This is a genomic window from Polynucleobacter sphagniphilus (genome assembly GCF_029892205.1).
GTDB classification, from domain to species: Bacteria; Pseudomonadota; Gammaproteobacteria; order Burkholderiales; family Burkholderiaceae; genus Polynucleobacter; species Polynucleobacter sphagniphilus.
The window spans coordinates 22,672-47,607 of record NZ_JARXVX010000005.1; the positions used below are offsets into that span (position 1 = coordinate 22,672).

Below are 24,936 nucleotides of genomic sequence, written 5' to 3' on the forward strand. Positions count from 1 at the left end.
AGTAAATCCTCCCTCTTAAGGGGCAATTTTGTTAAAAAGAGAGTCTTATGGAGATGATTTAGCTTGCGGTCTTATGAAGGTGTACACCTAAGAGCTAATATCAAAATTGAATTTGAAAGGATGTGCCGTGAGTGAAAACAACAACGATTTACCTATGCAGGCAATCAAAGAAGAGGCTTCCGACCCCTCAAATGAGACCCTCCGGGGGCGTAGCATCTTCCTGGTAGAAACGACCGCTTCTGGAATAGCAGTACAAACTTCTTTTATGACAGAAGACGGCAAGCTTTTGCAATTGCCCGCGATTTTTCCTGATGTTCAATATGCGTTGACACAAATTGATGAACTGCGCAACCTTGTAATTCAGCATTTTTCTAAAGCGGCGCAAGTAGGCGCACAAATAATAGCCAGACAGGCGGCAGATGATTTAGAGCGCCCCAAACAAAACGATTGAATGCACCGAACCGCCTCAGTAATGAGAGGCGGGCAACTGTATAGTAATTTTGGCAAATCCCCCAGGATCAACAGGAAAATGACGCTCTATTTGTCCATGATGTCGAATAATGACTCGATCGATAAAGTTTGTGCCAAGACCAAAACCTTTATGCTCAGTTTCGACTTGAGTTAGGTCGTGTGGCTGATCAACAATATTTGTAAACTCACATCTAAGCATTTGTAATTTATGGTCTGTCCTACCGAGGGATATTCGTACGACAATTTCTGTGGCAGGACGCCCATGACGAATTGCATTAACCAAAAGATTGATGAGTACTCTTTCCATCAAACGAGTTTGGGTCTGCACAAAAATACCCGCATCCCTCTCATCAACGCGAATTGTCATTTGGCGTTCTTGCGCTAAAACTCTCACCCCATAAATTGCTTGATCCAATAAAGCCTCAAATAGGACTGTTGAGAGCACATACTCAGACTCATCAGCCCAAATTGATAAGATAAAGTCATCCATCATCGAAAGAAGTCGTCTTGAGTGAGATGAGATATCTAACAAGCACTTATCTCCCTCCTCTTGCAAAGAATTGTGTGCGACTATTTTGCGACATAAGGTCAGAATAGAAGCTACTGGTGTACGCATATCATGCGAAAGTAGTTGCAAAGTGCGATCTCTTTGCGCCTGAAATTGCAACAACTGCGTTACCTCTACAAACATAATAATGGCCAGAGAATTGCTGGGCTCAAAATGAATTTCCACGCGGTGTACCATGTACTCTTTAGTGAGACCATCAATCCCCTTAAGATGCAAATATTTTTCTCCTGGCGGTAAGCTTAATAAGCCTTCGAGGTATTTAAGCGAGCACCCGAGATGATGTAGCAAGGAATCAATCGTTACATCATTCCTGAAATATTCTTTTGGGAATAAAGACCGAAACCTCATATTGACCAATAATAATTTTCCGCCCGCATCAAGAACAAACATCGCCTCAGGCAATTCGTTGATAATTTTTTCAAAACTATCTAGACGATTTTTTGCCATTAGGATTGCTTTATCTAAAATGCTCGAGTATTGCAGTACAGCATCTTGCACTAGATAATGTTTATGCCGCGTTTTTTGGGGCACCATTTCTATCAACTGCATCTCTTTAGCTCGATCTCGCATAAAGACAATTACCATATTCATTCGTCGCCACGCCCATATTGGCTTGACCACCAAAACGGCAACTACCAGCGGCATTGGATCTAGCCAATAATTCAATTTCAACAAAAGAAAGATGCTAGCAAGGAGCGCAGATATCGCTACACTAAGAGTGAGAATAATTTCTGTTGATGGGGCAAGCAGCAAAATGCCCACCAAAATTGCCAGTAGCCCAGCTGCGTAGACACAAAACTGCACCCAGGAGGTGGCCTTTGTAATTAAACTGTTTTGCAAAAGGTCATTTAAAAGACTTGCTTGAAATATAACGCCTGGAGTTCCTGACTTTTGCCTGCCAGCATAGATTGAAGGGTAATGATCGCCTAAGCTAGGGGCTGTTGAGCCAACTAAGACGTATGCATCTTTAAAAATCGATAGTGGGTAATTTTTTTGAAGGGCGTCTGAAAGCGAGATCGTTGTGAAGCCAATTTCAGGGCGAATCAAACTAAATCGCGAATAATGATCTCCATGATTATTAATGAGGTCTTGACGTCCTGACATGGCAACCGAAAAATGCGGAATGCCCGACTCCATTAGATTACTTCCACGTATAAATCCATCTTCATCAAAACTAACATTGACGTGCGATATGGTTGCCGTTGATTTAGCAATTGTTAGCGGCGGCGAGCTGACTACAACCTCGCCTTTTTTTTCGTCAAAATGAAGCTCGGCGGGCAAAACGGACTTATGTCGCGAGATTTGTCGCGCAAACTCCAGGTCATGAATAGTGGGATCGATCATTAATATATCAAACCCAATAGCTTTCGGATAATTCCCGGTGTCTGCTAACTCTTGAAGAAAGCGAGCATACAAATTGCGGGGTAATGGCCAACCACCTAATTGACTTAAGCTTCGGTCATCAATAGCGACAATAATAATTTTATTATTTGGTGCCTGCACCCTCATACGCTGAACCCCATCAAAAAAGATGTTGCCCAAGGGGGTAAAAATATTCAACGCAACAGCCAATGCCAAAGCAACTATTGCGATAAATGTTAAGCCGCACCACTCACCAAAGAAGCGCCGATCATCTGCGCGATTGAGCTTAATGATGTGAGGTTTTATGGGCCAGATATTTATTCGCATTGGCCTTTAGTTTTGAGTAGCGGCTATTAATTCAAATCGACCATCTTGTCTCGTAGATAAGTTGTTGCCCACACTTGACTTAATCTCCCAGCGATAATTGCCAACCGGCAATCCCTTAACTAACAGCACCTTTAGCTCCCTCGAAGGTTTATAGGCCTTCAATATTTCTACCGCTTGACCGTTTGGGGCAGCCTCAACCAGAGTTATGACTGGCTCTCGTAAACCAGTCAAATCAAACAATACACTGCATCGCTTTATATCTGCGCCACCACTCTGATCAACGCAAATACCAAAAACACTTTCATCCCCCATTAAACCGCTGGCAGTTTGTGCAGACCAAGTAAGCATTTTTGCAGTTGACCCCAATTGGGTGGCCAAAAATAATGGCTCCTTCCGCTGGACTGAATCTTCCTCACTTACGAGATTGGCCGCCTGACTTTCCCTTAAATAATATCTGTGAGAATTTGAGCTTCCTTGAAATACAAATAGATGCCATCCCAAAACCTGCTGAGCCTGTACCGATAAAAATTTTACCGGCGTAGGCAAGTCCTCGACCTTATCGGCCAAACCATCTTTTGGTATGACAACCCCTTTTTGAGCCGATACTCCCGCCTCTTCAATGTCAGCAACGCCTCTTGTTCCAACCAAACCAGAACTCACCTCAACCTTACCGGCGCCACTGGATCGATCAAACCCAACTCGGAACTCGGTGCCGCGGACACCGGCAACAGAAGTTGGTGTATTGACACCAAAAGGCGCATCCCCGCTCTGACGCTTAGGGACCTTCACTTCGACACGCCCATCCAATAAATTAAGCTGTACTTCAGGTGATTTTTCAAGGGTACTTTTTCGTAACATGCTAATCTTAATGCTACCCCCTGAGGGCATGCGTAAGATAGAGCGATCCTCAAATTGCAAAGAAAGGGCACATTGCGGAGGCACTGTGATGACATCGCCCTGATCAATAGCGCTGCCTAACTTTAGTGCTACGGCTTCGTTGGCTCTCAAAATTGGATCTGCACACTTTGCATACACAACCACGGCTCTAGAGCGGTGATACCGGATCAATGAGCGAGGAATAAGGATGGTTTGTCCCGCCAGAATTTCATTCTTATTAATCCCCACATTGGCCGCCATTAGCTCTGGTAGCGCATCCTGGATTAAGTGCCTATCTAATATCAACTGGAGAGTATCTCCTTGCTGGACTTTATAGACCAGAGGCTTTGGCTCGGAAAGGGCGGTTGGCTGAGCAAATATGAAAGCCGACCAAACAAATATGCCGGTCGACACGAAAATACGCAGTAATACAGGGAAATTTTTTGTCGGCACAGCCAAAGAATTACTCTTCAGGAAAAGTTTGCATAAGCCTATAGCCGTAACCATAAACTGCCACCAGCCTAGCTCTGCTTCCGCTTGCACCAATATGAAGCTTTTTTCTAATCCAGGCAATATGGACATCGAGCGTCCTAGATAATTCAGGACCAGTAGATCCCCACACCTCTATTAATAATCGGTTGCGCGAAAGCGGACGATCTAATTCTGAGAATAAAAAGGAGGCTAGAGCGAACTCCTTCTCCGTTAACGTAACGTCTTGATCATCAAATCTTACAAGATTAGTAATTGGATTAAATCTATAGCCTAAGATTTCTTTTTCGCGACCAAACGCTGGGGCATTTGTCATTTGCACTCGTCTCTGCGCAGAACTAATACGGGCGGAAAACTCTCTCAATCGAATCGGCTTAATACAATAATCATCAGCGCCCGCAGATAAAGCCGCCACAATTTCATCTTCAGCATCTGTGCTGGTTAAAAAGACAATGGGCTCAATCATTCTAAGATTTTTTCGCATGCGCACCAACACCTCATAACCATTTATTTTTGGGACATTCCAATCCAAAATAAACAAATCAAATGTTTCACGAGGCAAAGCCCTGAGTAAGGCCTCTCCATCAACAAAAATCGTTGCGCTATGGCCATCCCTCTCAAGGTAAAGCTTCACCTCTTCAGCCAATGTGGTTTCGTCTTCTAATATAGCAATGTGCATTTGCTTTTTGCGCTCATTTTCTTAAATTTAACCAGCCTAACCTTGGATTAAATGGGTCTAATATTAACTTATATAGCTAACTATCAGTATTAATTCTTCACACAGGCAGTAGGTCAGGAGCGCTCTCAAATAGAAATATTAAAGTTTTAACAAAATTTAACAATTTTGCATTTAGCTTTTTATTAATATGGAGGCACATATTAGGCACCAAAGAAAGCGGATGCTTCTCTAGACACGGTTTTCAAGTGAAATGCTCCTACATTAACAAATAGAGGGGACGCAGCGAGTATTTGGGCTTAATATGCCCCGTCAGACCAATGCACTGGTGATACAGTTACAAAATTACTATATAAACTTGGCTTCTGAAAATGAAATTCATTCCCTCCACTTTGATCAGCATTTTTATGTTGACGATATCTGGATTTGTTTTTGCGCAATCTAATAGCGGAATAATTGCCACCCTCAATGGAAACAAAATTACCGCACAACAAGTAGATGAATTGCTAAAGCTCGCCAGCGATGAGGGTGCCAAGATCACCCCGGAAGTCAAGCAACGCGTTACTAACGAACTAATCATCCGCGAGGCAATCATTCAAGAGGCCAAAAAGACTGGCTTAACAACAAAAAATGATAACGCCCTTAAGTTGAAATTGGCAGGCCAAAACGCTATTGTTGAGCTTTGGTTTTCTGAATATTTTAAAAACCACCCAATTTCTGAGTCTGATATTAAGGCGGAATATGACAGGCAACTCGCGGCTAGTAAAGAACCTCAAAATGCAAACGAGTATGAAATTGCTCAAATCGCTGTTGCGAGCGAACCTGAAGCTAACGACATTATTGCCAAACTCAATGGTGGCGCCACCTTTGACGCGGTAGCAAAACAATATTCTCTTGATAAAACTACTGCGCAACAAGGCGGGCTAGTTGGCTGGACCTTAAGCGGTAACCTGACCCCACCAATCAACGATATCGTCCCCAACTTAAGTAAAGGGAAAATTACTTCCAAGCCGATTCAACTTGGGAATAATTTTTATATTATTAAGCTAGTTAACATACGCCCATTTAAGCTTCCAGGCTTTGAGGAGGCAAAAAATCAATTGGCGCAACAAATGGTAGCGAAGGAGCGTGAACGCGCAGTTTCAGAGCTGGTAAAGAGATCTAATTTAAAAATTAATTAGTAGCCATTAATGAATTGAGCAACTTAACTGAGACTGCGCCATTAATTTATCGACTATCACTTCAGGCCATATTTGATCAAAAACAGCTTTGGCTTGATTTTTTTGATCTTCGCTCAATTCCAAATTAATCATGGTTGTTTTAATCATTACTGCATAGGCCATCATAAAATCGGTGGTGCTGGCTAATTTTATGTATGGCATCACCTCTTTGAGGGCAACAACCACAATCTCAACCACTCGATCAAGATTAATATTTTTTTCTACCTCTTTGGGGTCTTTTAAGTTTAATGACATCTCTTGGATAAATTATTGATCTAAAGATTATTTATGAGCCTACATCAATTGGCCTGCAAAGAGCTATAGCGTTAACAAGCCGCAATAGAGCAATACTGCGCCCGTCATCACAGTCAAGATACAGATCATCAGGCCCAACATAAACTCAATAAGGTGCACTATTGTTGACGCCCAATTAAAGGCGCCCCCAGTTTTTAATGTATTCAAAAGCGCGATATTTACACTCATTGAATGGGATTCGTAGCGCCTCGCTGACTGATTTGTGCACTCCTATAGACACCCATCCGCAAAACGAATAAGAGCGCATATCCACAGAAAAAGGGCCCAAGGGTCCGTGAAATTTGAGCAAGCCAATCATTTGCACCGTAGCCCTGCCATTGAGAGGGGTGCCAATCAGGATAGATGCCATAGGTTTTAAATCCACAATTCAATCAATATCAAAACTACTAGGGCGCTTAACTTACGCACTCGAATTATGAAGTCATAAACGCTGCACACAACATTGATTAACAATTGTTAATAATTGATAGTCGCTGGAATCATGTGATTAATCAGATAATTTAAGAATTGAATTTTTTAATCAATCGGCCTATAAAAAATTGACAAGTTTCACTATGGAAAAATTTATTCTTTTTGCGGATCAAATGCGCTCTATTGATAAGGACTTTAATCTGAGCTTCTATGAGATTCACCTGCTTGATCGGGTGGCCATGGCCCAGTTATCTGGCCAAGATATTTTTATAGGGGAGCTAATTGAACAAAAAGATATTGCGTCAAAAGCTACTCTCCATAAATCTATCAAAGCGCTCGTATTAAAAAAATGCTTACATTAAAAGCGCCCCAATCAGACGGCCGCCAAAAAAAGGTGCTGCCCACCAAATTGGCTCTTAAACACTATGTAAAGCTTGAACAGGCCATCTTCAGTTGTTTAAAGTATTTGTATGTTTTTTGTCGGTTGAGGCCTCCGAAGCCAAGGGTCGCAGGTTCGATTCCTGCCGGGCGCGCCAATAATAAGTAGGGGGGCTTTGACCTACATCATGCAGAAAATTGTGGAAAAGGCTATCATTTGCTCCTAAATTATTGATTCTTATCATGCCTAATCACTTAAATCCGACCCTTTCAGAACCGTCTATTGCCAATCCGTTGGCTCCTGATCTACCTTTGCCACATAGAAAGATCATTCGTAGTTGGCTCATCCCCATGGCTCAAGGTGAAACAGGCAGGGCATTGATGTTGCTCTTAATAGACGCCTCCTTATGGCTAGCCTGCATTGCTGGCACCGTTTTTGCAGAAAACATGCTGCTTAAGCTAGTCTTCGGTGTGGTAGCTGGTTTTGTAACTGGCAGAATTTTTATTTTGGGTCATGATGCTTGCCATCAAAGCTTCACCCCAAACCGCGAACTTAATAAAGTTCTTGGTCGAATTGCCTTTCTGCCATCCTTAACACCATATAGCCTATGGGATGTAGGGCACAACGTAGTGCACCATGGCCAAACCAATCTGAAGGGTTTTGACTTTGTTTGGGCGCCGCTCTCAAAAGCAGAATATGACGCCTTATCCCCGTCCCGCAAGGCCCTAGAGCATCTCTATCGTAGTGGTTGGGGGCCCGTTTTTTACTATTTAATTGAGATTTGGTGGAGAAGAGAGTACTTCCCAAATGCCCAAAATAAACCGGGCGATCGTCCCATCTTCCTCAAAGATAACCTACTGGTAAGCGCTTTTGCCATTGTTTGGATTGCCTGCCTCATTGCTGGAGCTCTCGCAACCGGCCAATCAGTATGGCTTGGTCTGATCATGGGATTTGCGGTTCCTTTCCTATTCTGGAATGGCATGATTGGCTTTGTAGTGTATGTTCACCACACTCATCCTTCGGTCTCTTGGTATGACAAAAAGTCCGAGTGGTTGCGCGCCCAACCTTTTGTTTCTACTACAGTGCACCTCACTTTTAACTGGATTTGGGGCGCACTAATGCACAACATTATGGAACACACTGCTCACCATGTAGACATGAGCGTACCCCTATACCGCCTTCAAGAAGCTCAAAATACCCTCGAAACTATCCTTCCTGAGCGTATTTTTGTTCAAAAGTTCTCATGGAGTTGGTATTTCGATACTGCTCGGAAGTGCAAACTCTATGACTTTGAAAACAAAGCATGGCTTGATTTTGATGGCAATAAAACAGCCGAATCAGTCAGGGTTGTATTGAGCCCAGCCCCAGCGGGACAAAACGGGTAAAATAGACACTCTGAATAAGATTTGCCTTACCCGGATTGCCCATGACTACCTCTACTCCAGCCGCCACCCAAGATACCTCTCAGAGCCTCAAGTTTTGTTCTTCTTGTAGCCGTGAAAAGCGCCTCGAAGGTGGGACCTGGATTCCAACTAGTAATCGCAAGCAACGCTGGATTTGTGCGAGCTGTCTTTACAATCGCACGCACCGCACTGGATCTGCTAAAACCTAATTCCTTACGCATTATCCCCAACATAGGGATTGCTTAATCGTTCCGCCCCAAAGGTAGACATTGGCCCATGGCCAGGAACAAACTGTACATCATCGCCCAAGGGCCACAATTTAGTTTTGATCGCATTAATTAAGTCTGCGTGATTACCTCGGGGGAAATCTGTTCTACCGATAGAGCCCGCAAACAGGACATCGCCGACTAGTGCCAGGCGATCTTCTTTATCAAAAAATACAACATGCCCAGGCGTATGTCCGGGGCAGTGAAAGACCTCTAAATCAACATTACCGACTTTTACATGATCACCATCATTGAGCCAGCGATCAGGCTCGAAGACTTTGGCATGCCCAAATCCAAACCGCTCCGTTTGCTCTGGTAGTTGATCAATCCAAAAACGTTCATCAATTTGCGGGCCCTCGATTGGCACATGCAACTGCTCAGACAAGTCTTTAGCCGCCGCACAATGGTCTAAGTGCCCATGGGTAAGCAAAATCTTTTTCACAGTACCACCCATTTGCTTTACGCCTTCCAAAATCTTTGGGATATTGCCACCTGGATCAACAATGGCCGCGTCTCCAGTCTCCTGACAAACCAGAATCGAGCAGTTTTGCTCAAATGGGGTAACGGGAACTATTCCTAATTTGATCGGCATATAAGCTGGCTCTCGTATAAATACAATGGTTGTTTATGGGAGTAAAGATAAAATATTCTTAAAGGATAAAACATGAACGCCCAAGAAACATTTAAATTTGCTCAAACCCATGAATGGTCATCCCTAGAGGACGACGGTCTTGTGTGGGTTGGCGTTAGCAATCATGCGCAAGAGGCTCTTGGAGATGTGATGTTTTTTCAAGCACCCAAACTAGGGCAAGTCGTTAAGCAAGGGGAGGCGATTGCGGTAATTGAATCTGTTAAGGCTGCTAGCGACATCCATGCACCCGTCAGCGGTGAAATTGTGGCTTTAAATCAGGCGCTTGAGTCCTCGCCTGAAATAGTAAATCAAGCACCATACTCAACTTGGCTTTTTAAAATTAAACCGGGCGCAGAGCTTGCTGCAGAACTACTGAATTTATTGGATGCTCCGACTTACAGTAGCACTGCTGGCGCCTAAAGACCCACTTAAATTGCAATTGGGTCGCGCTCAACCAACCATCGAATGCGCGATACCTTGCTAATGCGTCCCTGAGATTGTTGGCGTAAATCGCGGTCAATATTTTCTAGGATTTCTTGTAATAGTTTTCGATTGGTAGACTCTATTACCAGTTGTGCGCGCTCTGACCCAGCCACGCGCATGACTGTTTTGGGAACCGGATCGTATACATATACATCTATGGGCACCATCCCATGCTGCTTAAGGCGCGCCTTCAATTCATTTAAGAAACCAATCGCCTTCTCGAGACTTTTTGCCTCAGCATGAACCAAGCCTTGATAAGTAAAAGGGGGTAGTTTTGCTTCATCTCGCTCACGCGCGATGTAAGCCATAAATCCATCCACATCATGCCTGAGCAAATACTGAAATACTGGTGCCTCTGGATACTGTGTTTCTATATAAATATCTCCACCATCCTCTCCCTCGGCGCCAGCTCTTCCCGCTCGCCCGGCAACCTGTACTAGCTGCGCAAATAATCTTTCAGCAGCCCGAAAGTCTGCTGAATAGAGTCTAGCATCTGCATCCAAAACAGCAACCAATCCTATGTTTTGATAATCATGGCCCTTCGCAATCATTTGTGTGCCAACTACAATATCGACATTGCCATCGTGTATTTCCTGAAAGAGCTCTTCTGCACCTTTACTCTTTCTGCTAGAGTCTGCATCCACACGCAGCACCCTGGCTTGTGGCCACATCTCCTCAATACTATCTTCCAGCTTTTGCGTTCCCTGTCCAAGGGTTTTCAGATCTGCATTTCCACAATCGGGACAAAACTGCGGTATTGATTTAACCAATCCACAATGATGACAATTTAATACAGACCTTTTTCCTAATGCTCCTGGCTTATGCATCACCATATATGAAGAACATTGCGAGCACTTTGATAACCAATTACAACTACTGCAACTAAGTACCGGCGCGTATCCTCTGCGATTAATCAGAATTAAGCTTTGCTTTTGCTCTTGATAATTTTTGCTAATTGCCTGAGCAAGCGTTTTACTAATCAGGCTTTTCGTCTTTGGGGCACCTTGGTCTCCTGGGCTATATTGATTGCGAGGATCACGGGTGTTAATTAGATGCACCCTGGGCAACTTAGCCCCTTGGGCACGTTGATCCAAGCGAATATATTCATATCGCCCCGCCTTGGCAGCAATCCAAGTCTCTAAAGAAGGGGTGGCTGAAGAAAGTACGATTGGGAGCTGCCCATCATGCGCGCGCCATATTGCCAAGTCCCTTGCTGAGTATCTGGTTCCCTCTTGTTGCTTATAGCTTGTATCGTGCTCCTCGTCGACCACGATTGCTTTTAAATTTGGCATTGGTGTTAAAGCAGCCAATCTTGTTCCCAAAATAATTTGTGCTTTACCTGTCATTGCCTCATACCAAGCAATACCGCGCTTCTTTTCTGTTACACCGCTATGCAAGACTGCCATGATCTTATCTGGGAAATAGGCACGCACACGTCTTTCTAGTTGCGGCGTTAAATTGATTTCCGGAACCAGCAACAGCACTTGTGCATCTTTTTCCTCCAAAATCCCGCTGATCCAATTTAGAAATACTGCGGTCTTACCACTGCCAGTTTGACCCTGGAGCAAAATCGTGCGGAACTTGGTTCCAGAGTTGCTAGGATTGTTTAGGGCCTCTAATGCTTTTTTTTGCTCTGCATTTAATTGTTCAGCTGTAATGAATCCTTCTTTTTGAGAGCCTATTGCCTTTGGATTTTTCTTTCTTGCCTCATTTATTTTGTCTACATTTTTCTTCCATGAATCTGCTTTTTTCCACATCTGTGGGATTGTTGGAAGAATAGTTTCACCAAGCGTATGGACGTAGTACTGACTAGCGAAGTTTATCAAACGCAGCAGCGCTAAATTGAGTGGAGGTAGGGGCGACACCTTGTCAACATACTTTATTTTGTCGATTTGATAATCAGAGTGTGCACTTACTTTTATTACCACTGCAATTTCTTGCCCACGCCCAAAGGGCACTTCAATAATTTGGCCAACCTGAGGAAGCGCTCCCAACTGTTTTGCGTCCCAAAGATAGTCAAACCCTTGAGATAAGGGCTTATCAACTACCACTTGGACAACTATGGGATCTGGCATTTTTTTACTTCAATTTTCGCTTTAGCTTGTGGATAACTCTGTGGATATCATCAGCTTATTCTATTATCGGGACCGCTTTGAAAAATTGAAGTTTTTAAGGGAAACCCCTAATTATTCAATTTTATTGAATAAAAACAATGTGTTAGAGGCTTAACTAAAAGAGCAATCTAATCATTTCTCTCAATCTTACTGAATTTAAATCATGTCACATAATTGTGCATAACTTTGAACGCCTCTTTTGCCCAAAGTTAGCAAACACTTGGCGTTAGTGGTTTGATCTAAGGGTTTTTGATTTAGATATCACAGCATCAGCCAGGGCAGTGACGCTTTCTGGAGGTGTAAATTGTGAAATGCCATGACCTAAATTAAAGATGTGGCCATCTAAAGGATGCAGTCCTGGCTTTAAAGCGGGCGCGGCAGCCAAGTCGTCTAATAGAGCATGGACCTGATCAGCAATTTGTTTTGGTTCTGAAAAAAGAATTAAGGGATCGAGATTGCCTTGAATTGCCAAGGGCTTATTTAGTGAGAGCAATTGTTTGCGTGCCCGGCTTAATGAAATAGTCCAATCGAGCGCAATCACATCCGCCCCAACTTGCGCCATATCGTTAAGCCAGATGGCGCCGCCTTTAGTAAACATAATGACAGGAATTTTTCTGCCGTTATATTCGCGTGGCAGTAGATCAATCACTTTTTTCATCGATGCCAAAGACATTTTTTGATACCAGCCGTCCGGGAGCATTCCACCCCAAGTATCAAAAATCATTAGCGCTTGTGCACCAGCTTTGACTTGCTCAATTAAATAACTAGCCACTGATTGAGCGTTGATATCGAGAATATGTTGCAATAAATCAGGGCGACTAAACATCATGGTTTTGGCATGACGAAAATCGTCCGAGCTCGAGCCATCAATCATGTAGCAAGCTAAAGTCCAAGGGCTTCCTGAGAAACCAATTAATGGTACACGTTGCTTGCCATCTTGAATTAACGCTTTACGAATTTCTGAGACAGCATCAAATACATACTGCAGCTGACTCATATCAGCAACACGTAATTTTTTTACCGCATCTTCCGTGCGCAGGGGGTGATCAAAGCTAGGCCCTTCACCAGTGGTGAACTTAAGCCCCAGCCCCATAGCATCGGGGATGGTCAAGATATCCGAAAATAGAATAGCTGCATCCAAGGGGTAGCGGTCCAGCGGTTGGAGCGTTACTTCGGTTGCATATGCTGGATTTTTTGCTAGACCTAAAAAACTCCCGGCCTTAGCACGCGTTGCATTGTATTCTGGGAGATATCTACCGGCCTGTCGCATGAGCCAAAGCGGAGTTTGATCTACCGCTTCGCCCAGGCAGGCTCGTAGAAACCGGTCGTTTAACAACAAGGAATAGACCGGTTCTTACTTTTTACGACGGAAACGTGCAATGGCAGCCAACTGAGCGGCTGCTACTGCAAACTCAGATTGAGCCAAGGCCATATCAAAATCGCTGGTGCGGTTTTGCATTGCCTCTTCGGCACGCTTTTTAGCTTCTGTTGCTTTAGCTTCATCGAGATCGTGACCACGAATCGCAGTATCTGCTAAAACAGTGACGCGATCTGGCTGAACCTCTAAATAGCCGCCCGCTACGAAAACAAATTCTTCATCACCATCGGCCTTTTCAATACGAACAGAACCGGGACGAATACGTGTAATCAAAGGGGTGTGGCCGCGCAAAATACCGAGCTCACCACTTTCGCCTGGAAGAGCCACAAACTTAGCCTCCCCACTAAAAATGGATTGCTCAGCACTTACTACATCGACGCGTATGGTTGACATAATTTCCCTAGATGAATTCGATTAAAGCTTCTTGGCTTTCTCAATGGCTTCATCAATTGAACCCACCATGTAGAACGCTTGCTCAGGCAGGTGATCCAATTCACCGCTGCAGATCATTTTGAAACCACGGATGGTTTCTTTCAAAGGAACATATTTGCCTGGTGAACCAGTAAATACTTCTGCAACGTGGAAAGGTTGTGACAAGAAACGCTGAATCTTACGAGCACGTGATACAGCCAATTTGTCTTCTGGTGACAATTCGTCCATACCTAAAATCGCAATAATGTCGCGCAATTCTTTGTAACGCTGCAATGTCATTTGAACATCACGCGCGACTTCATAGTGCTCTTGACCAACCACTTGTGGGTCTAACTGACGGCTAGTTGAATCAAGTGGGTCAACCGCAGGGTAGATACCCAATGCAGCGATGTCACGCGACAACACAACTGTAGAGTCTAAGTGCAAGAAGGTGGTAGCAGGAGATGGGTCAGTCAAGTCATCCGCAGGAACGTAAACGGCCTGAATAGATGTAACAGAACCAGTCTTAGTGGAAGTAATACGCTCTTGCAACTTGCCCATCTCTTCTGCCAATGTAGGCTGATAACCCACAGCGGATGGCATACGGCCCAGCAAAGCTGATACTTCAGTACCGGCCAGCGTGTAACGGTAAATGTTGTCGACGAAGAACAAAATGTCACGGCCTTCATCACGGAAAGCTTCAGCCATTGTCAAACCTGTTAACGCAACGCGTAAACGGTTGCCAGGTGGCTCATTCATCTGACCGAAAACCATGGCAACCTTATCGATCACGTTTGATTCTTTCATCTCATGATAGAAGTCATTACCTTCACGAGTACGCTCACCAACACCAGCAAACACCGACAAACCTGAGTGTTGTTTAGCGATGTTATTAATTAATTCCATCATGTTCACGGTCTTACCAACACCCGCACCACCGAACAAGCCAACCTTACCGCCTTTAGCGAATGGGCAAACTAAGTCGATCACCTTAATACCAGTCTCTAGCAAGTCGACTGAAGGGGATAGTTCATCAAACTTCGGTGCTGGCTGGTGAATCGCACGACGCTCTTCTGTTGCAATCGGGCCTGCATCATCAATTGGGCGACCCAATACATCCATGATGCGACCAAGTGTAGCTGGGCCAACAGGAACAGAAATTGGCTTGCCTGTGGAGGCGACTTCCATGCCGCGACGCAAACCGTCGCTTGCGCCCATGGCAATTGCACGTACAACGCCATCGCCAATTTGTTGCTGAACTTCAAAAGTTAAACCTTTTTCAGCGAATGATTTTTCACCACTCTCAACCAATGTCAACGCATCATAAATGCTTGGCATTTTGTCGCGTGGAAACTGAATATCCACCACTGGACCAATACACTGCACGATCTTTCCGTTACTCATCGCATCTCTCCGCTTTCAATTCCTAAATTCTTTCGTATTTCTAAACGCTGACTGCTTAAACCGCAGCCGCTCCACCAACAATCTCTGACAACTCTTTGGTAATAGCAGCCTGTCGTGTCTTGTTGTAATCCAATTGCAATTCGCCGATAACGTTCTTAGCGTTATCTGAAGCAGCCTTCATGGAGACCATGCGAGCAGACTGCTCGGAGGCCATGTTCTCTGCAACAGCTTGATAGATCATTGCTTCTACGTAGCGCTTTAGGAGTCCATTCAAAATGGACTCAGCATCAGGCTCATAAATGTAATCCCAAGAATTACCAGTCTTATCCTCTGGGGCAATAGCTGCTGGCTCCAATGGCAATAGCTTTTCTAAAACAGGTTCTTGCTTCATTGCATTTACAAAGCGGGTATAAGCTAAGTAAACAGCATCAATTTCACCATTCTCAAATGCTTCTAATTGGGCCGTAATTGCCCCAATCAAGGTATCCATGTGTGGGGTGTCACCCAACTGGATTGTTTGAGAAATTAATTTTGCTTTTGAACGATTTAAAAACTGCAATCCTTTGGAACCAATCGCAGTGTAAGCAACACCGATATTGGCCTCTTGGAAATCGCGCACCTGGTTTGCAATCAAACGCAATACATTGGTATTCAAACCGCCGCATAAACCTTTGTCTGTAGTGACCAAAATAGTGCCAACTTTCTTCACTTCACGAGTTGCCATGTAAGCAGGGCGGAACTCAGGATTAGCTTTAGAAAGGTTGGCCACAATTTCACGAATTTTTTCGGCATAAGGGCGCGCATTACGCATGCGCTCCTGGGCGCGGCGCATCTTGGATGCGGCGACCATTTCCATTGCCTTCGTGATCTTGCGCGTGTTTTGCACGCTCTTGATCTTTGATCGTATCTCTTTTGTGCTTGCCATGATTTATGCGGGCCCTCTTAGAAAGAGGCTGAACGCTTGTAATCCTCAATCGCGGCACGCAAAGCAGCTTCGTCATCTTTGCTCAAGTCTTTAGTCTCTTCAATACGCGCAACCAAATCTGCATATTTAGATTTCAAATGATCTTGTAAGCCTTTTTCGAATGCCAATACGTTTTTGACTTCGAGGTCATCAAAGTAGCCATTGTTCACAGCAAATAAAGAAGCCGCCATTTCCCAAACCTGCAAAGGCTTGTATTGAGCCTGCTTACACAATTCAGTAACACGGCGACCACGCTCAAGCTGCTTACGAGTAGCTTCATCAAGGTCGGAGGCAAACTGCGCAAACGCAGCCAACTCACGATATTGAGCTAAGTCAGTACGAATACCGCCTGATAACTTTTTAATCACTTTAGTTTGAGCTGCACCACCAACGCGAGAAACAGAAATACCAGCGTTAATCGCAGGACGCACACCAGCATTAAACAAGTCAGTTTCCAAGAAGATCTGACCGTCAGTAATCGAAATGACGTTGGTTGGAACGAAAGCAGAGACGTCGCCAGCTTGAGTTTCAATAATCGGCAGAGCGGTTAAGGAACCGGTCTTGCCTTTTACTGCGCCATTTGTAAATTTCTCAACATATTCAGCATTTACACGAGCAGCGCGCTCAAGCAAACGTGAGTGGAGATAGAAAACGTCGCCAGGATATGCTTCGCGGCCCGGTGGACGGCGCAATAGCAAAGAAATCTGACGGTATGCAACCGCTTGTTTTGTTAAATCGTCATACACGATCAAAGCATCTTCACCGCGATCACGGAAGTATTCACCCATAGTGCAACCAGCATATGCAGAGAGGTACTGCATTGCAGCAGACTCTGAGGCACTTGCTGCAACAACAACGGTGTACTCCATCGCACCCAACTCTGTGAGCTTGCGCACAACGTTGGCAATAGTAGAAGCTTTTTGACCAATAGCAACGTAAACGCAATAAACGCCTTTACCTTTTTGGTTAATGATCGCATCAACTGCAACAGCGGTTTTACCAGTTTGACGATCGCCAATGATTAACTCGCGCTGACCACGACCAATAGGAACCATCGCATCAATCGCCTTCAAACCAGTTTGTACTGGCTGGCTGACGGACTGACGAGCGATCACGCCTGGCGCAACCTTTTCAATGAAGTCGGTTAACTTGGTATTAATTGGGCCTTTACCATCGATCGGTTGACCGAGCGCGTTTACAACGCGGCCAAGCAACTCTGGACCAACCGGAACTTCCAAAATACGACCAGTACATTTAACTGGATCGCCTTCTTTAATGTGGGTGTATTCACCCAACACCACAGCACCAACTGAATCACGCTCAAGGTTCAACGCGAGGCCGATAGTGTTGTTAGGAAATTCCAACATTTCGCCCTGCATCACACCAGACAAGCCATGTACACGGCAAATACCGTCGGTCACTGAAATAACAGTGCCTTCGTTGCGAAGCTGGGAATCAACACCCATTTCGCTAATTCGGCTTTTGATCAGCTCGCTGATCTCGGAAGGGTTGAGTTGCATTACTTACTCCTGGGTCTTATTTCGTATGTTCTTAATAGGGATAACTTATGCGCCAAGACTTGCTTGCATTTGAGCTAACCGTGCTTTGACAGAACTATCCATCACTTCATCGCCAACTTGAATACGCACTCCGCCTATCAACGCTGGGTCTACTTGAATAGTTGGGCGCAATTCTTTACCCCCAAAACGCTTCTTCAAACTTGACAACAAATCCGTTAATGCAGCACCCTCTAAAGGGAACGCACTAGTAATCATTACTTCTGATGCACCTTCGCTTTGATTCTTCATTTCCTCAAATTGACGTGCAATTTCAGGAATGGCGGACAAGCGATGGTTTTGATTCACTAGACTCAAAAAGCTAGAGATCTTGCCGTCTAGTTTGGTCTTGACCATGCCGGAAAGCAATTTGCTTAAATCATCAGCCGAAACTTTTGGGTTATTTGACAACACAGCCACTTCTGGCAATACAGCAAGCTGTGCCAGTTCGTTTAACTGCTCCAAAGAACTGGCAAGCTCAGCAGGCGCTGCACTTTCAAAAAGTGCTTCGGCATAAGGGCGCGCAATAGTGGCTAATTCAGCCATATCAAAGTTCTGCCTTTAGTTGGTCAAGCAATGCACCGTGCGTTTTTGCATCAACTTCGCGACGCAAAATTTGCTCGGCACCTTTTACAGCCAACACAGCTACTTCAGCGCGCAATACTTCGCGTGCACGGGTAATCTGTTGGTCTGCTTCTTGTTTAGCTTGAGAAATAATACGAGCAGCCTCTGCTTGTGCGTTGGCACGAATTTCTTCGGCAGACATTTGCGCACGTTTTTCTGCTTCAGCTACACGTTGCAAACCTTCTTGGCGTGCTTTGGTTAATTCTTGCTCTGCGACATTATTTGCCAATGCGAGAGCTTCTTTTCCGCGCTCGGCCGCAGCCAAACCATCAGCAATTTTGGTTGAGCGTTCATCCAATGCCTTAACCAGGGGTGGCCACACAAAGCGTGCAACTACCCACCATAAGACAAAGAAGACGATCATTTGCGCGAATAGGGTCGCGTTCAGATTCACGATATTCCTTTCAGTATTGTTGAGAACGGTTGGATGACTCTAGGCCATCCACGCCAAAACAATTACTTAATAACTGCGAGCAGTGGGTTTGCGAAAGCAAACAACATTGCAACACCAACACCGATCAAGAACGCAGCGTCGATCAAACCAGCCAAGAGGAACATCTTAGTTTGGAGTGGCTCCATCAATTCTGGCTGACGTGCGCAAGCTTCAATGTATTTACCGCCCATCAATGCGATACCCAAACAGGCACCAATAGCGCCCAAACCAATGATGATACCGATACAGATAGCTGTTGAACCTTGAATAGTTGCGAGATGTTCCATGTTGCTGACTCCTGAAGTTAAAAGAGGTAAGTTAAAAATAAAATCTTAGTGATGGCTATGTGCTTGCCCGATGTAAACCAAGGTCAACATCATGAAAATGAAAGCTTGCAACAAAATAACCAAAATGTGGAAGATGGCCCAGGCTGAACCTGCAATAACATGGCCCACCAATCCGAACAGGGTTAAATCTAAGTTAAAGGTCCAAACGCTACCCAATAATGCGATCAATAAAAAGACTAATTCTCCGGCATACATATTGCCAAAAAGTCGCATACCCAATGACACGCCTTTGGCAAGGTACTCAATGATATTTAGAGCCAAGTTGAAAGGCGCCAGATACCATTTCGCACCAAATGGTGCAGAGATCAACTCGTGCAGGAAGCCACCAAAGCCTTTGACTTTGAAACTATAGAAAAATACCAACACCAATACTGACAGAGACATGCCCATCGTGGCATTTAAATCGGTGGTTGGCACAAGGCGGTTATGCGGAACGTGGCCACCAAAATTACCAATGAACTGGTTTATGCCCAAAACCCAATCTACCGGGATTAAATCTAGAGTATTGAGAAGGATGATCCAAAAGAAAACAAATAAAGCTAATGGCGCAATGAAAGTGCGGTCGCCATGAACAATACTTTTCGCTTGGGCATCCACCATCTCAACAATCATTTCAACCAAACACTGAAAACGACCTGGGACACCTGGGGTTGCACGACGTGCAGCAATCAATAGAACGAAAACTGCGATAAGACCCATTAATGAGGCCCAAAAGATGGTGTCTAAATTGATAACACTGAAATCAACAATGGATGCCTGATGTGCACCCGTGCTTGTTAGGTTTTGTAAATGCTCGGAAATGTACGCCGTTGGCGTCATTTTCTCGATTGCCTCGTGGGCTTGGTTTACTTCGCTAGACATCTCTTAACTAGTCCTTTGTTCAATCTCAGTTGTTACTACTAGCGCTTACTTAGCGCCTTAAATACACCAACCACATACATTTCAAGGCAAGAAAGTAGGTCACCAACAAGGGGACCCATGCTATGCCAGGAACGAGATAAGCAATTCCTAAAAACAGCATTAAGGTGGTGGCAATTTTAATAAATTCGCCCGTGACCAATGCTGCCAAAAACCCTTCTGGTTTTAATTTCGACGTCTTTTTTGCCAACTCCAGTCGTACTAAAAACAATCCTGTAGGCAAGACGCTAATTAAACCACCGAGAAAGGCCGACTGAGTATAAAGGCTTACCCCTACCGACCCTCCAAAAACTGCCCAAGCAACCATACTGACCATCGTTACCAAGGTCTGCGCAGCCACTACTTTCCAAGGCGATACTGGGGGGTATTTATTTGCGTTGTTTTGCTGCAACGCAATAATTTCCGCCTTACTGTAGGCCCGAATATATTCTTCTTCTGGCTCATCCCACTCATTTGCCTTGGAAAATTGATTTTTTTGAGGAATCAATTTAGCCCCGAGAGTTTAATGTGTGCACTGCAATAGGTCAAATGTTTTGGGCTCTTTTTCATTTAAAACTACTCCTGAACACCCAGTTTTCTTAACAAAGAATCGAGCTCATCAAATTGGCTAAAACGAATCCTGAGCTCCCCACCCCTGCCTTTAAACTTAAATTCCGCATTTAAGCCTATTACATCTGCAATTTCTTGGGATAAACGGCGCATATCCGGATCTCGGGATGGCGAATGCGCCCCCTCTTTACTTTTTGCTTTTTTGTCGCCGATTTGACCCCCAGCCAAAGCTAAGGCTGCAGCCATTCTCTCCGCTTCGCGGACCGATAAACCTTGGGCGGCTATTCTCTGAGCCAAAGCAACTTGGCTGGCACCAGGCAAAGGCAGCAGGGCGCGAGCATGGCCCATATCAATTTCGCCAGCCAGCAACATCGCTTGCACTGGTTTTGCCAATTGAATCAGGCGCAACAAATTAGAAATGGCGCTGCGTGATTTACCAACCGCTTTGGCAGCCTGTTCATGGGTAAAACCAAACTCTTCAATGAGCCTAGCCAATCCCTGTGACTCCTCTAAAGGATTCAAATCTTGGCGCTGCATATTTTCTACTAAAGCCATCGCTGCAGCTGCTTGATCATCAGCACCCGAAACCAGAACAGGAACCTCTTTCAATCCGGCCAGGGTTGCTGCTCTAAAGCGACGCTCTCCCGCAATAATTTCATACTTTCCTGCGCCTACCAATCGAACCAACAGTGGCTGCATTACACCTTGCTCACGAATACTTTCGGCAAGCTCCTGCAGTGGACCCGCATCCATCTTTTGTCGCGGTTGATATTTACCAGCCTGCAATGCCGTCAATGGCAAACGGTTAATTTCAACCTGAGCTTGGGTTGTAGCTTTGTCACCAAGCAATGCCTCTAAACCGCGGCCCAAACCTTTTTTCTTAATAGCAACCATAATTTTTTAATATCTTCCTAGTGTTTGCAGTTGATTAATGCGCTCAATCATTTCAGCGCCAAACTCTAAATACGCCTTTGCTCCGCGCGATGACTTGTCAAATGCAACGCCAGGAAGCCCATAAGATGGGGCCTCAGCCAATCTGACGTTACGAGGAATAATGGTTTTAAAAACCTTGTCGCCAAAGTGTTCAAGCAATTGCTCAGACACTTGCTGCTGCAAAGTCATCCGAGCATCAAACATCACACGCAGCAAGCCAATGATCATGAGGTCTGGATTTAAATTTGCATGAACTTGTTTAATCGTATTGACCAAATCGGACAAACCTTCCAATGCAAAATACTCGCACTGCATTGGCACAATCACTCCGTTAGCAGCGCACAATCCATTCAAGGTTAAAAGAGAAAGTGCTGGCGGACAATCAATCAAAATAAAATCGTAATCATCGGCGACTGCAGCAAGTGCATTCTTCAGCCTTTGCTCTCGTAATTCCAAATCAACCAATTCGATTTCCGCACCCGCCAAATCACGATTTGCTGGCAACACATCAAAGCCGGAGCTTTCACAAGTTTTTGCGCACTCCTTCACTGTTGCAAGCCCAATTAATACTTGATAAACGCTCGTAGTTAAATCTGTTTTTTCAATGCCTGAGCCCATAGTTGCGTTCCCTTGTGGATCAAGGTCAACCAGTAAAACGCGTTGCTGATGCCCAGCCAATCCAGCGGCCAAGTTAACAGCTGTAGTTGTTTTACCAACACCGCCTTTTTGATTTGCAATACAAAATATTTTTGCCATGGATAGATTTTTTTATTCAGAGAGGGTGGGTGATATTTTTATGGGGCTCAACACTAAAAGTCTGCGTTCGACCGTTGTATGAGGGATATGCAGAGGGATATCGGCAATGAGTTGCCATTGACTCAGATTGACATCTTGGATCTCTTCATCAGCTCGTTTTGATTTCATAGCAAACACCAATCCGTTGGGCTTTAACAGTGGCAAAGAAAGCTCTAAAAATCGAGCTAAGTTCGTAAACGCCCTGGAAATTACGGCATCAAATACGCCTGATTGCTGCACCGCAACAACTTCTACGCGCTCACTCAAGACCGTGATGTTGTGCAGCTTTAATTTCCCACGAATATGCTGCAAAAATGCAGTCTTTTTTCGCACAGCCTCAATTAAGGTGAGCCGCCACTCTGGTTGCAATATGGCAATAGGTATTGCAGGCAGACCGCCACCTGAGCCCAAGTCCGCAATGAGGGGGTTTGGGCCTTCTAAAAACCGCCTCATTACAGGCAAAACCGCAATAGAATCAATGAGATGAAGTTTGATAGATTCACTTTCACCCTCGATTGCCGTCAAGTTATGCACCTGGTTCCACCGGCCCATTTCATGAAGAAATATATCTAAATCAGCAATATTTTCAGGGCCTAGATTGAGACCCAGATCTTCTATTCCAAGAGCGATCAAGCCCTCACTCACACCGACTCCTGGGTTCTGCCCAAGCCCTTTTTAAGGTGCACCAGCAACAAAGATAATGCAGCAGGCGTCACACCCGAAATTCTTCCGGCCTGACCTAAAGTGCTTGGCTTATGGAAGTTCAGTTTTTGCTGCACTTCTTTTGATAATCCCAGCACCTGGGTATAGTCCAAAGACTCCGAGAGCGGGAAACTTTCGTTGTGCTCTTGGCGGGCAATTTCAACCGCTTGCCGATCTATATATCCCTGGTACTTAACCGAAATCTCAACCTGATCACTAATTTGTTGGGCCAAACCAAGGTCATCATCCAGAACCCCCGCAGACCACTCACCCCCCGCGAGCGATGTAAGCGCATCGTAGCTAACGCCAGGGCGCCTCAAAATCTCAGCCAAACTACACTCATGAGATAAGTCTTGTCCAAGCAGTTCAGATACCGCTTTGGCAACCTCATGCTTTGGGCCAACCCAAATTTCTTGTAGACGGGCTGTTTCACGTGAAACAGCCTCTTGTTTCCTGCAGAAGACTTCCCAACGATAATCATCCACCAAACCAAGATTTCTGCCTATTTCAGTTAGGCGTAAGTCGGCATTGTCTTCGCGCAAACTTAAACGATACTCTGCGCGACTTGTAAACATACGGTAGGGCTCTTGAACACCCCTAGTAATGAGATCGTCCACTAGAACCCCAATATAGGACTCACTTCGCTTAGGAATCCAAGGCTCTTTTCCTTTTGCAGCCAAACCAGCATTGATTCCAGCCAACATGCCTTGTGCTGCAGCCTCTTCATATCCGGTTGTGCCATTAATTTGACCGGCAAAATACAAACCTGAAATTACCTTGGTTTCTAGGCTGTGTCGCAGTTGGCGCGGATCAAAATAATCGTACTCAATAGCATAGCCAGGACGAACGATGACCGCCGACTCCATTCCACGAATGCTTCTAACCAGATCCCACTGAACATCAAAGGGCAAACTGGTTGAAATACCATTGGGATAAAACTCGTTTGTAGTTAAGCCCTCTGGCTCCAAAAAGATCTGGTGACTATTTCGGGAGGCAAAACGATGAATCTTGTCCTCAATAGAAGGGCAATAGCGCGGCCCAACACCCTCAATGACGCCTGTATACATTGGCGAACGATCGAGACCACCGCGAATAATGTCATGGGTTTTCTCATTAGTATGAGAAATCCAGCACGGAACCTGTCTTGGATGATTTTCTGGCCTACCCAAATAAGAAAACACCGGCAAGGGATCCAGATCGCCCGGCTGTTCCAACATTACCGAAAAATCAATCGTTCTACCGTCAATTCTGGGTGGGGTTCCCGTCTTTAATCTGCCCTGGGAGAGCTTTAATTCTTTCAGGCGAGCTGAAAGCGATATTGCAGCAGGATCGCCAGCACGGCCACCCGCATAATTATTTAAACCAACATGAATCTTGCCATCCAAAAAGGTGCCTGCGGTTAAAACCACCTTCTTGGCAAAAAATTCTAGGCCCATTTGGGTTAAGACACCACAAACCTCATCGCCAACCACTATTAAATCATCCACAGCAGCTTGAAATAAGCTTAAGTTGTCTTGATTTTCCAAGCGGCGACGAATTGCTGCCTTATACAAAACTCGATCGCCTTGAGCACGAGTTGCGCGGACTGCAGGGCCTTTGCTGGAATTTAATATCCGAAACTGTATTCCCGCCTCATCCGTTGCTGCTGCCATGGCGCCGCCCATGGCATCAATTTCCTTTACTAGATGACCTTTGCCAATTCCACCTATAGATGGATTACAGCTCATTGCACCGAGATTTTCGATGCTATGGGTAATTAATAACGTATCGCAGCCCATACGAGCTGCAGCAAGGGCGGCTTCAGTCCCAGCGTGTCCGCCACCAACAACTATGACATCGAAACTTTTTGAATAACGCATGATTTGCCTCTGATAGGGCGATGATCATAGCATTTTGTTTGTTTCACGTGAAACAAAGCTTGAAAAATTATG

General features: G+C 44.9%; 26 protein-coding genes. 6 read left to right on the plus strand and 20 right to left on the minus strand.

All coding sequences use genetic code 11. The annotated features are described in order from the left end of the window. Positions 1-127 precede the first annotated feature (127 nt). Positions 128-451 carry a hypothetical protein gene (locus M2125_RS09610; RefSeq protein ID WP_216243030.1) on the plus strand — a complete coding sequence of 108 codons (324 nt, stop codon included), beginning with the start codon at positions 128-130 and terminating at the stop codon, positions 449-451. 15 nt (positions 452-466) lie between these two features. Here M2125_RS09610 and M2125_RS09615 read toward each other — a convergent pair whose 3' ends face one another. From M2125_RS09615 to M2125_RS09625, 3 genes are read right to left on the minus strand one after another with little or no spacing between them, the layout of a single operon-like run. Then, positions 467-2,728, minus strand: coding sequence for a CHASE2 domain-containing protein (locus M2125_RS09615; RefSeq protein WP_280742890.1), 2,262 nt, complete (start codon positions 2,726-2,728; stop codon positions 467-469). A gap of 6 nt (positions 2,729-2,734) precedes the next feature. Then, complete coding sequence (locus tag M2125_RS09620) at positions 2,735-4,057, minus strand: FecR domain-containing protein (protein WP_280742891.1); 1,323 nt, start codon at positions 4,055-4,057, stop codon at positions 2,735-2,737. 10 nt (positions 4,058-4,067) lie between these two features. Then, complete coding sequence (locus M2125_RS09625) at positions 4,068-4,772, minus strand: response regulator transcription factor (protein ID WP_280742892.1); 705 nt, start codon at positions 4,770-4,772, stop codon at positions 4,068-4,070. A 368-nt stretch (positions 4,773-5,140) separates the two neighbouring features. On the opposite strand from M2125_RS09625, the gene M2125_RS09630 reads away from it, so the two are divergent. Further along, positions 5,141-5,950 (plus strand): peptidylprolyl isomerase, encoded by an 810-nt coding sequence (locus M2125_RS09630; RefSeq protein ID WP_280742893.1) that lies wholly within the window; start codon positions 5,141-5,143, stop codon positions 5,948-5,950. A gap of 6 nt (positions 5,951-5,956) precedes the next feature. On the opposite strand, the gene M2125_RS09635 is transcribed toward M2125_RS09630, so the two are convergent. Continuing rightward, positions 5,957-6,244: a hypothetical protein gene (locus M2125_RS09635; protein WP_280742894.1), complete on the minus strand. Its 288-nt coding sequence runs from the start codon at positions 6,242-6,244 to the stop codon at positions 5,957-5,959. 614 nt (positions 6,245-6,858) lie between these two features. Here M2125_RS09635 and M2125_RS09640 point away from each other — a divergent pair. The 3 genes from M2125_RS09640 (at position 6,859) to M2125_RS09650 (ending at position 8,706) form a co-directional block, all read left to right on the plus strand. Beyond that, positions 6,859-7,077: a hypothetical protein gene (locus M2125_RS09640; protein WP_280742895.1), complete on the plus strand. Its 219-nt coding sequence runs from the start codon at positions 6,859-6,861 to the stop codon at positions 7,075-7,077. Positions 7,078-7,336: 259 nt separating this feature from the next. Then, positions 7,337-8,479, plus strand: a complete 1,143-nt coding sequence (locus tag M2125_RS09645) for a fatty acid desaturase (RefSeq protein ID WP_076024529.1) — start codon at positions 7,337-7,339, stop codon at positions 8,477-8,479. Positions 8,480-8,520: 41 nt separating this feature from the next. Next, positions 8,521-8,706, plus strand: a complete 186-nt coding sequence (locus M2125_RS09650; RefSeq protein WP_129560400.1) for a hypothetical protein — start codon at positions 8,521-8,523, stop codon at positions 8,704-8,706. A gap of 4 nt (positions 8,707-8,710) precedes the next feature. Here M2125_RS09650 and M2125_RS09655 read toward each other — a convergent pair whose 3' ends face one another. Continuing rightward, on the minus strand, positions 8,711-9,355 hold the full coding sequence (locus M2125_RS09655; RefSeq protein ID WP_425334243.1) for an MBL fold metallo-hydrolase: 645 nt from the start codon (positions 9,353-9,355) through the stop codon (positions 8,711-8,713). 72 nt (positions 9,356-9,427) lie between these two features. Between M2125_RS09655 and gcvH the strand changes: the two genes are divergently transcribed. Then, positions 9,428-9,814, plus strand: a complete 387-nt coding sequence (gene gcvH / locus M2125_RS09660; RefSeq protein ID WP_076024527.1) for a glycine cleavage system protein GcvH — start codon at positions 9,428-9,430, stop codon at positions 9,812-9,814. Between the two features lie 8 nt (positions 9,815-9,822). Here gcvH and priA read toward each other — a convergent pair whose 3' ends face one another. From priA to mnmG, 15 genes are all read right to left on the minus strand, one after another. Next, positions 9,823-11,952: a replication restart helicase PriA gene (gene priA, locus M2125_RS09665; protein ID WP_076024526.1), complete on the minus strand. Its 2,130-nt coding sequence runs from the start codon at positions 11,950-11,952 to the stop codon at positions 9,823-9,825. A 265-nt stretch (positions 11,953-12,217) separates the two neighbouring features. After that, the gene (hemE, locus tag M2125_RS09670) at positions 12,218-13,330 is read right to left on the minus strand and encodes a uroporphyrinogen decarboxylase (protein WP_280742896.1); all 1,113 of its coding nucleotides are present in this window, start codon (positions 13,328-13,330) and stop codon (positions 12,218-12,220) included. A gap of 15 nt (positions 13,331-13,345) precedes the next feature. Continuing rightward, positions 13,346-13,762: a F0F1 ATP synthase subunit epsilon gene (locus M2125_RS09675; RefSeq protein WP_076024524.1), complete on the minus strand. Its 417-nt coding sequence runs from the start codon at positions 13,760-13,762 to the stop codon at positions 13,346-13,348. A 21-nt stretch (positions 13,763-13,783) separates the two neighbouring features. Beyond that, a complete protein-coding gene (gene atpD / locus M2125_RS09680; protein ID WP_076024523.1) occupies positions 13,784-15,184 on the minus strand; it encodes a F0F1 ATP synthase subunit beta in 1,401 nt (466 codons plus the stop codon). Between the two features lie 55 nt (positions 15,185-15,239). Continuing rightward, positions 15,240-16,109, minus strand: a complete 870-nt coding sequence (gene atpG / locus M2125_RS09685) for a F0F1 ATP synthase subunit gamma (protein WP_076024522.1) — start codon at positions 16,107-16,109, stop codon at positions 15,240-15,242. A gap of 17 nt (positions 16,110-16,126) precedes the next feature. After that, positions 16,127-17,668, minus strand: a complete 1,542-nt coding sequence (gene atpA / locus M2125_RS09690; RefSeq protein ID WP_076024521.1) for a F0F1 ATP synthase subunit alpha — start codon at positions 17,666-17,668, stop codon at positions 16,127-16,129. A gap of 45 nt (positions 17,669-17,713) precedes the next feature. After that, the gene (locus M2125_RS09695; RefSeq protein ID WP_076024520.1) at positions 17,714-18,250 is read right to left on the minus strand and encodes a F0F1 ATP synthase subunit delta; all 537 of its coding nucleotides are present in this window, start codon (positions 18,248-18,250) and stop codon (positions 17,714-17,716) included. Between the two features lies 1 nt (position 18,251). Then, complete coding sequence (locus M2125_RS09700) at positions 18,252-18,722, minus strand: F0F1 ATP synthase subunit B (protein WP_280741440.1); 471 nt, start codon at positions 18,720-18,722, stop codon at positions 18,252-18,254. Between the two features lie 62 nt (positions 18,723-18,784). After that, a complete protein-coding gene (gene atpE / locus M2125_RS09705; protein ID WP_076024518.1) occupies positions 18,785-19,048 on the minus strand; it encodes a F0F1 ATP synthase subunit C in 264 nt (87 codons plus the stop codon). A 45-nt stretch (positions 19,049-19,093) separates the two neighbouring features. Next, complete coding sequence (gene atpB, locus M2125_RS09710; RefSeq protein ID WP_280742897.1) at positions 19,094-19,969, minus strand: F0F1 ATP synthase subunit A; 876 nt, start codon at positions 19,967-19,969, stop codon at positions 19,094-19,096. 49 nt (positions 19,970-20,018) lie between these two features. After that, positions 20,019-20,513: an ATP synthase subunit I gene (locus tag M2125_RS09715; protein ID WP_076024516.1), complete on the minus strand. Its 495-nt coding sequence runs from the start codon at positions 20,511-20,513 to the stop codon at positions 20,019-20,021. Positions 20,514-20,581: 68 nt separating this feature from the next. Further along, a complete protein-coding gene (locus M2125_RS09720; RefSeq protein ID WP_076024515.1) occupies positions 20,582-21,469 on the minus strand; it encodes a ParB/RepB/Spo0J family partition protein in 888 nt (295 codons plus the stop codon). A gap of 6 nt (positions 21,470-21,475) precedes the next feature. Then, a complete protein-coding gene (locus tag M2125_RS09725; RefSeq protein ID WP_076024514.1) occupies positions 21,476-22,264 on the minus strand; it encodes a ParA family protein in 789 nt (262 codons plus the stop codon). A 12-nt stretch (positions 22,265-22,276) separates the two neighbouring features. Continuing rightward, the gene (gene rsmG / locus M2125_RS09730) at positions 22,277-22,948 is read right to left on the minus strand and encodes a 16S rRNA (guanine(527)-N(7))-methyltransferase RsmG (protein WP_280742898.1); all 672 of its coding nucleotides are present in this window, start codon (positions 22,946-22,948) and stop codon (positions 22,277-22,279) included. Continuing rightward, the gene (gene mnmG, locus M2125_RS09735; RefSeq protein ID WP_280741441.1) at positions 22,945-24,864 is read right to left on the minus strand and encodes a tRNA uridine-5-carboxymethylaminomethyl(34) synthesis enzyme MnmG; all 1,920 of its coding nucleotides are present in this window, start codon (positions 24,862-24,864) and stop codon (positions 22,945-22,947) included. The genes rsmG and mnmG overlap by 4 nt, the downstream gene beginning before the upstream one ends. Positions 24,865-24,936 lie beyond the last annotated feature (72 nt).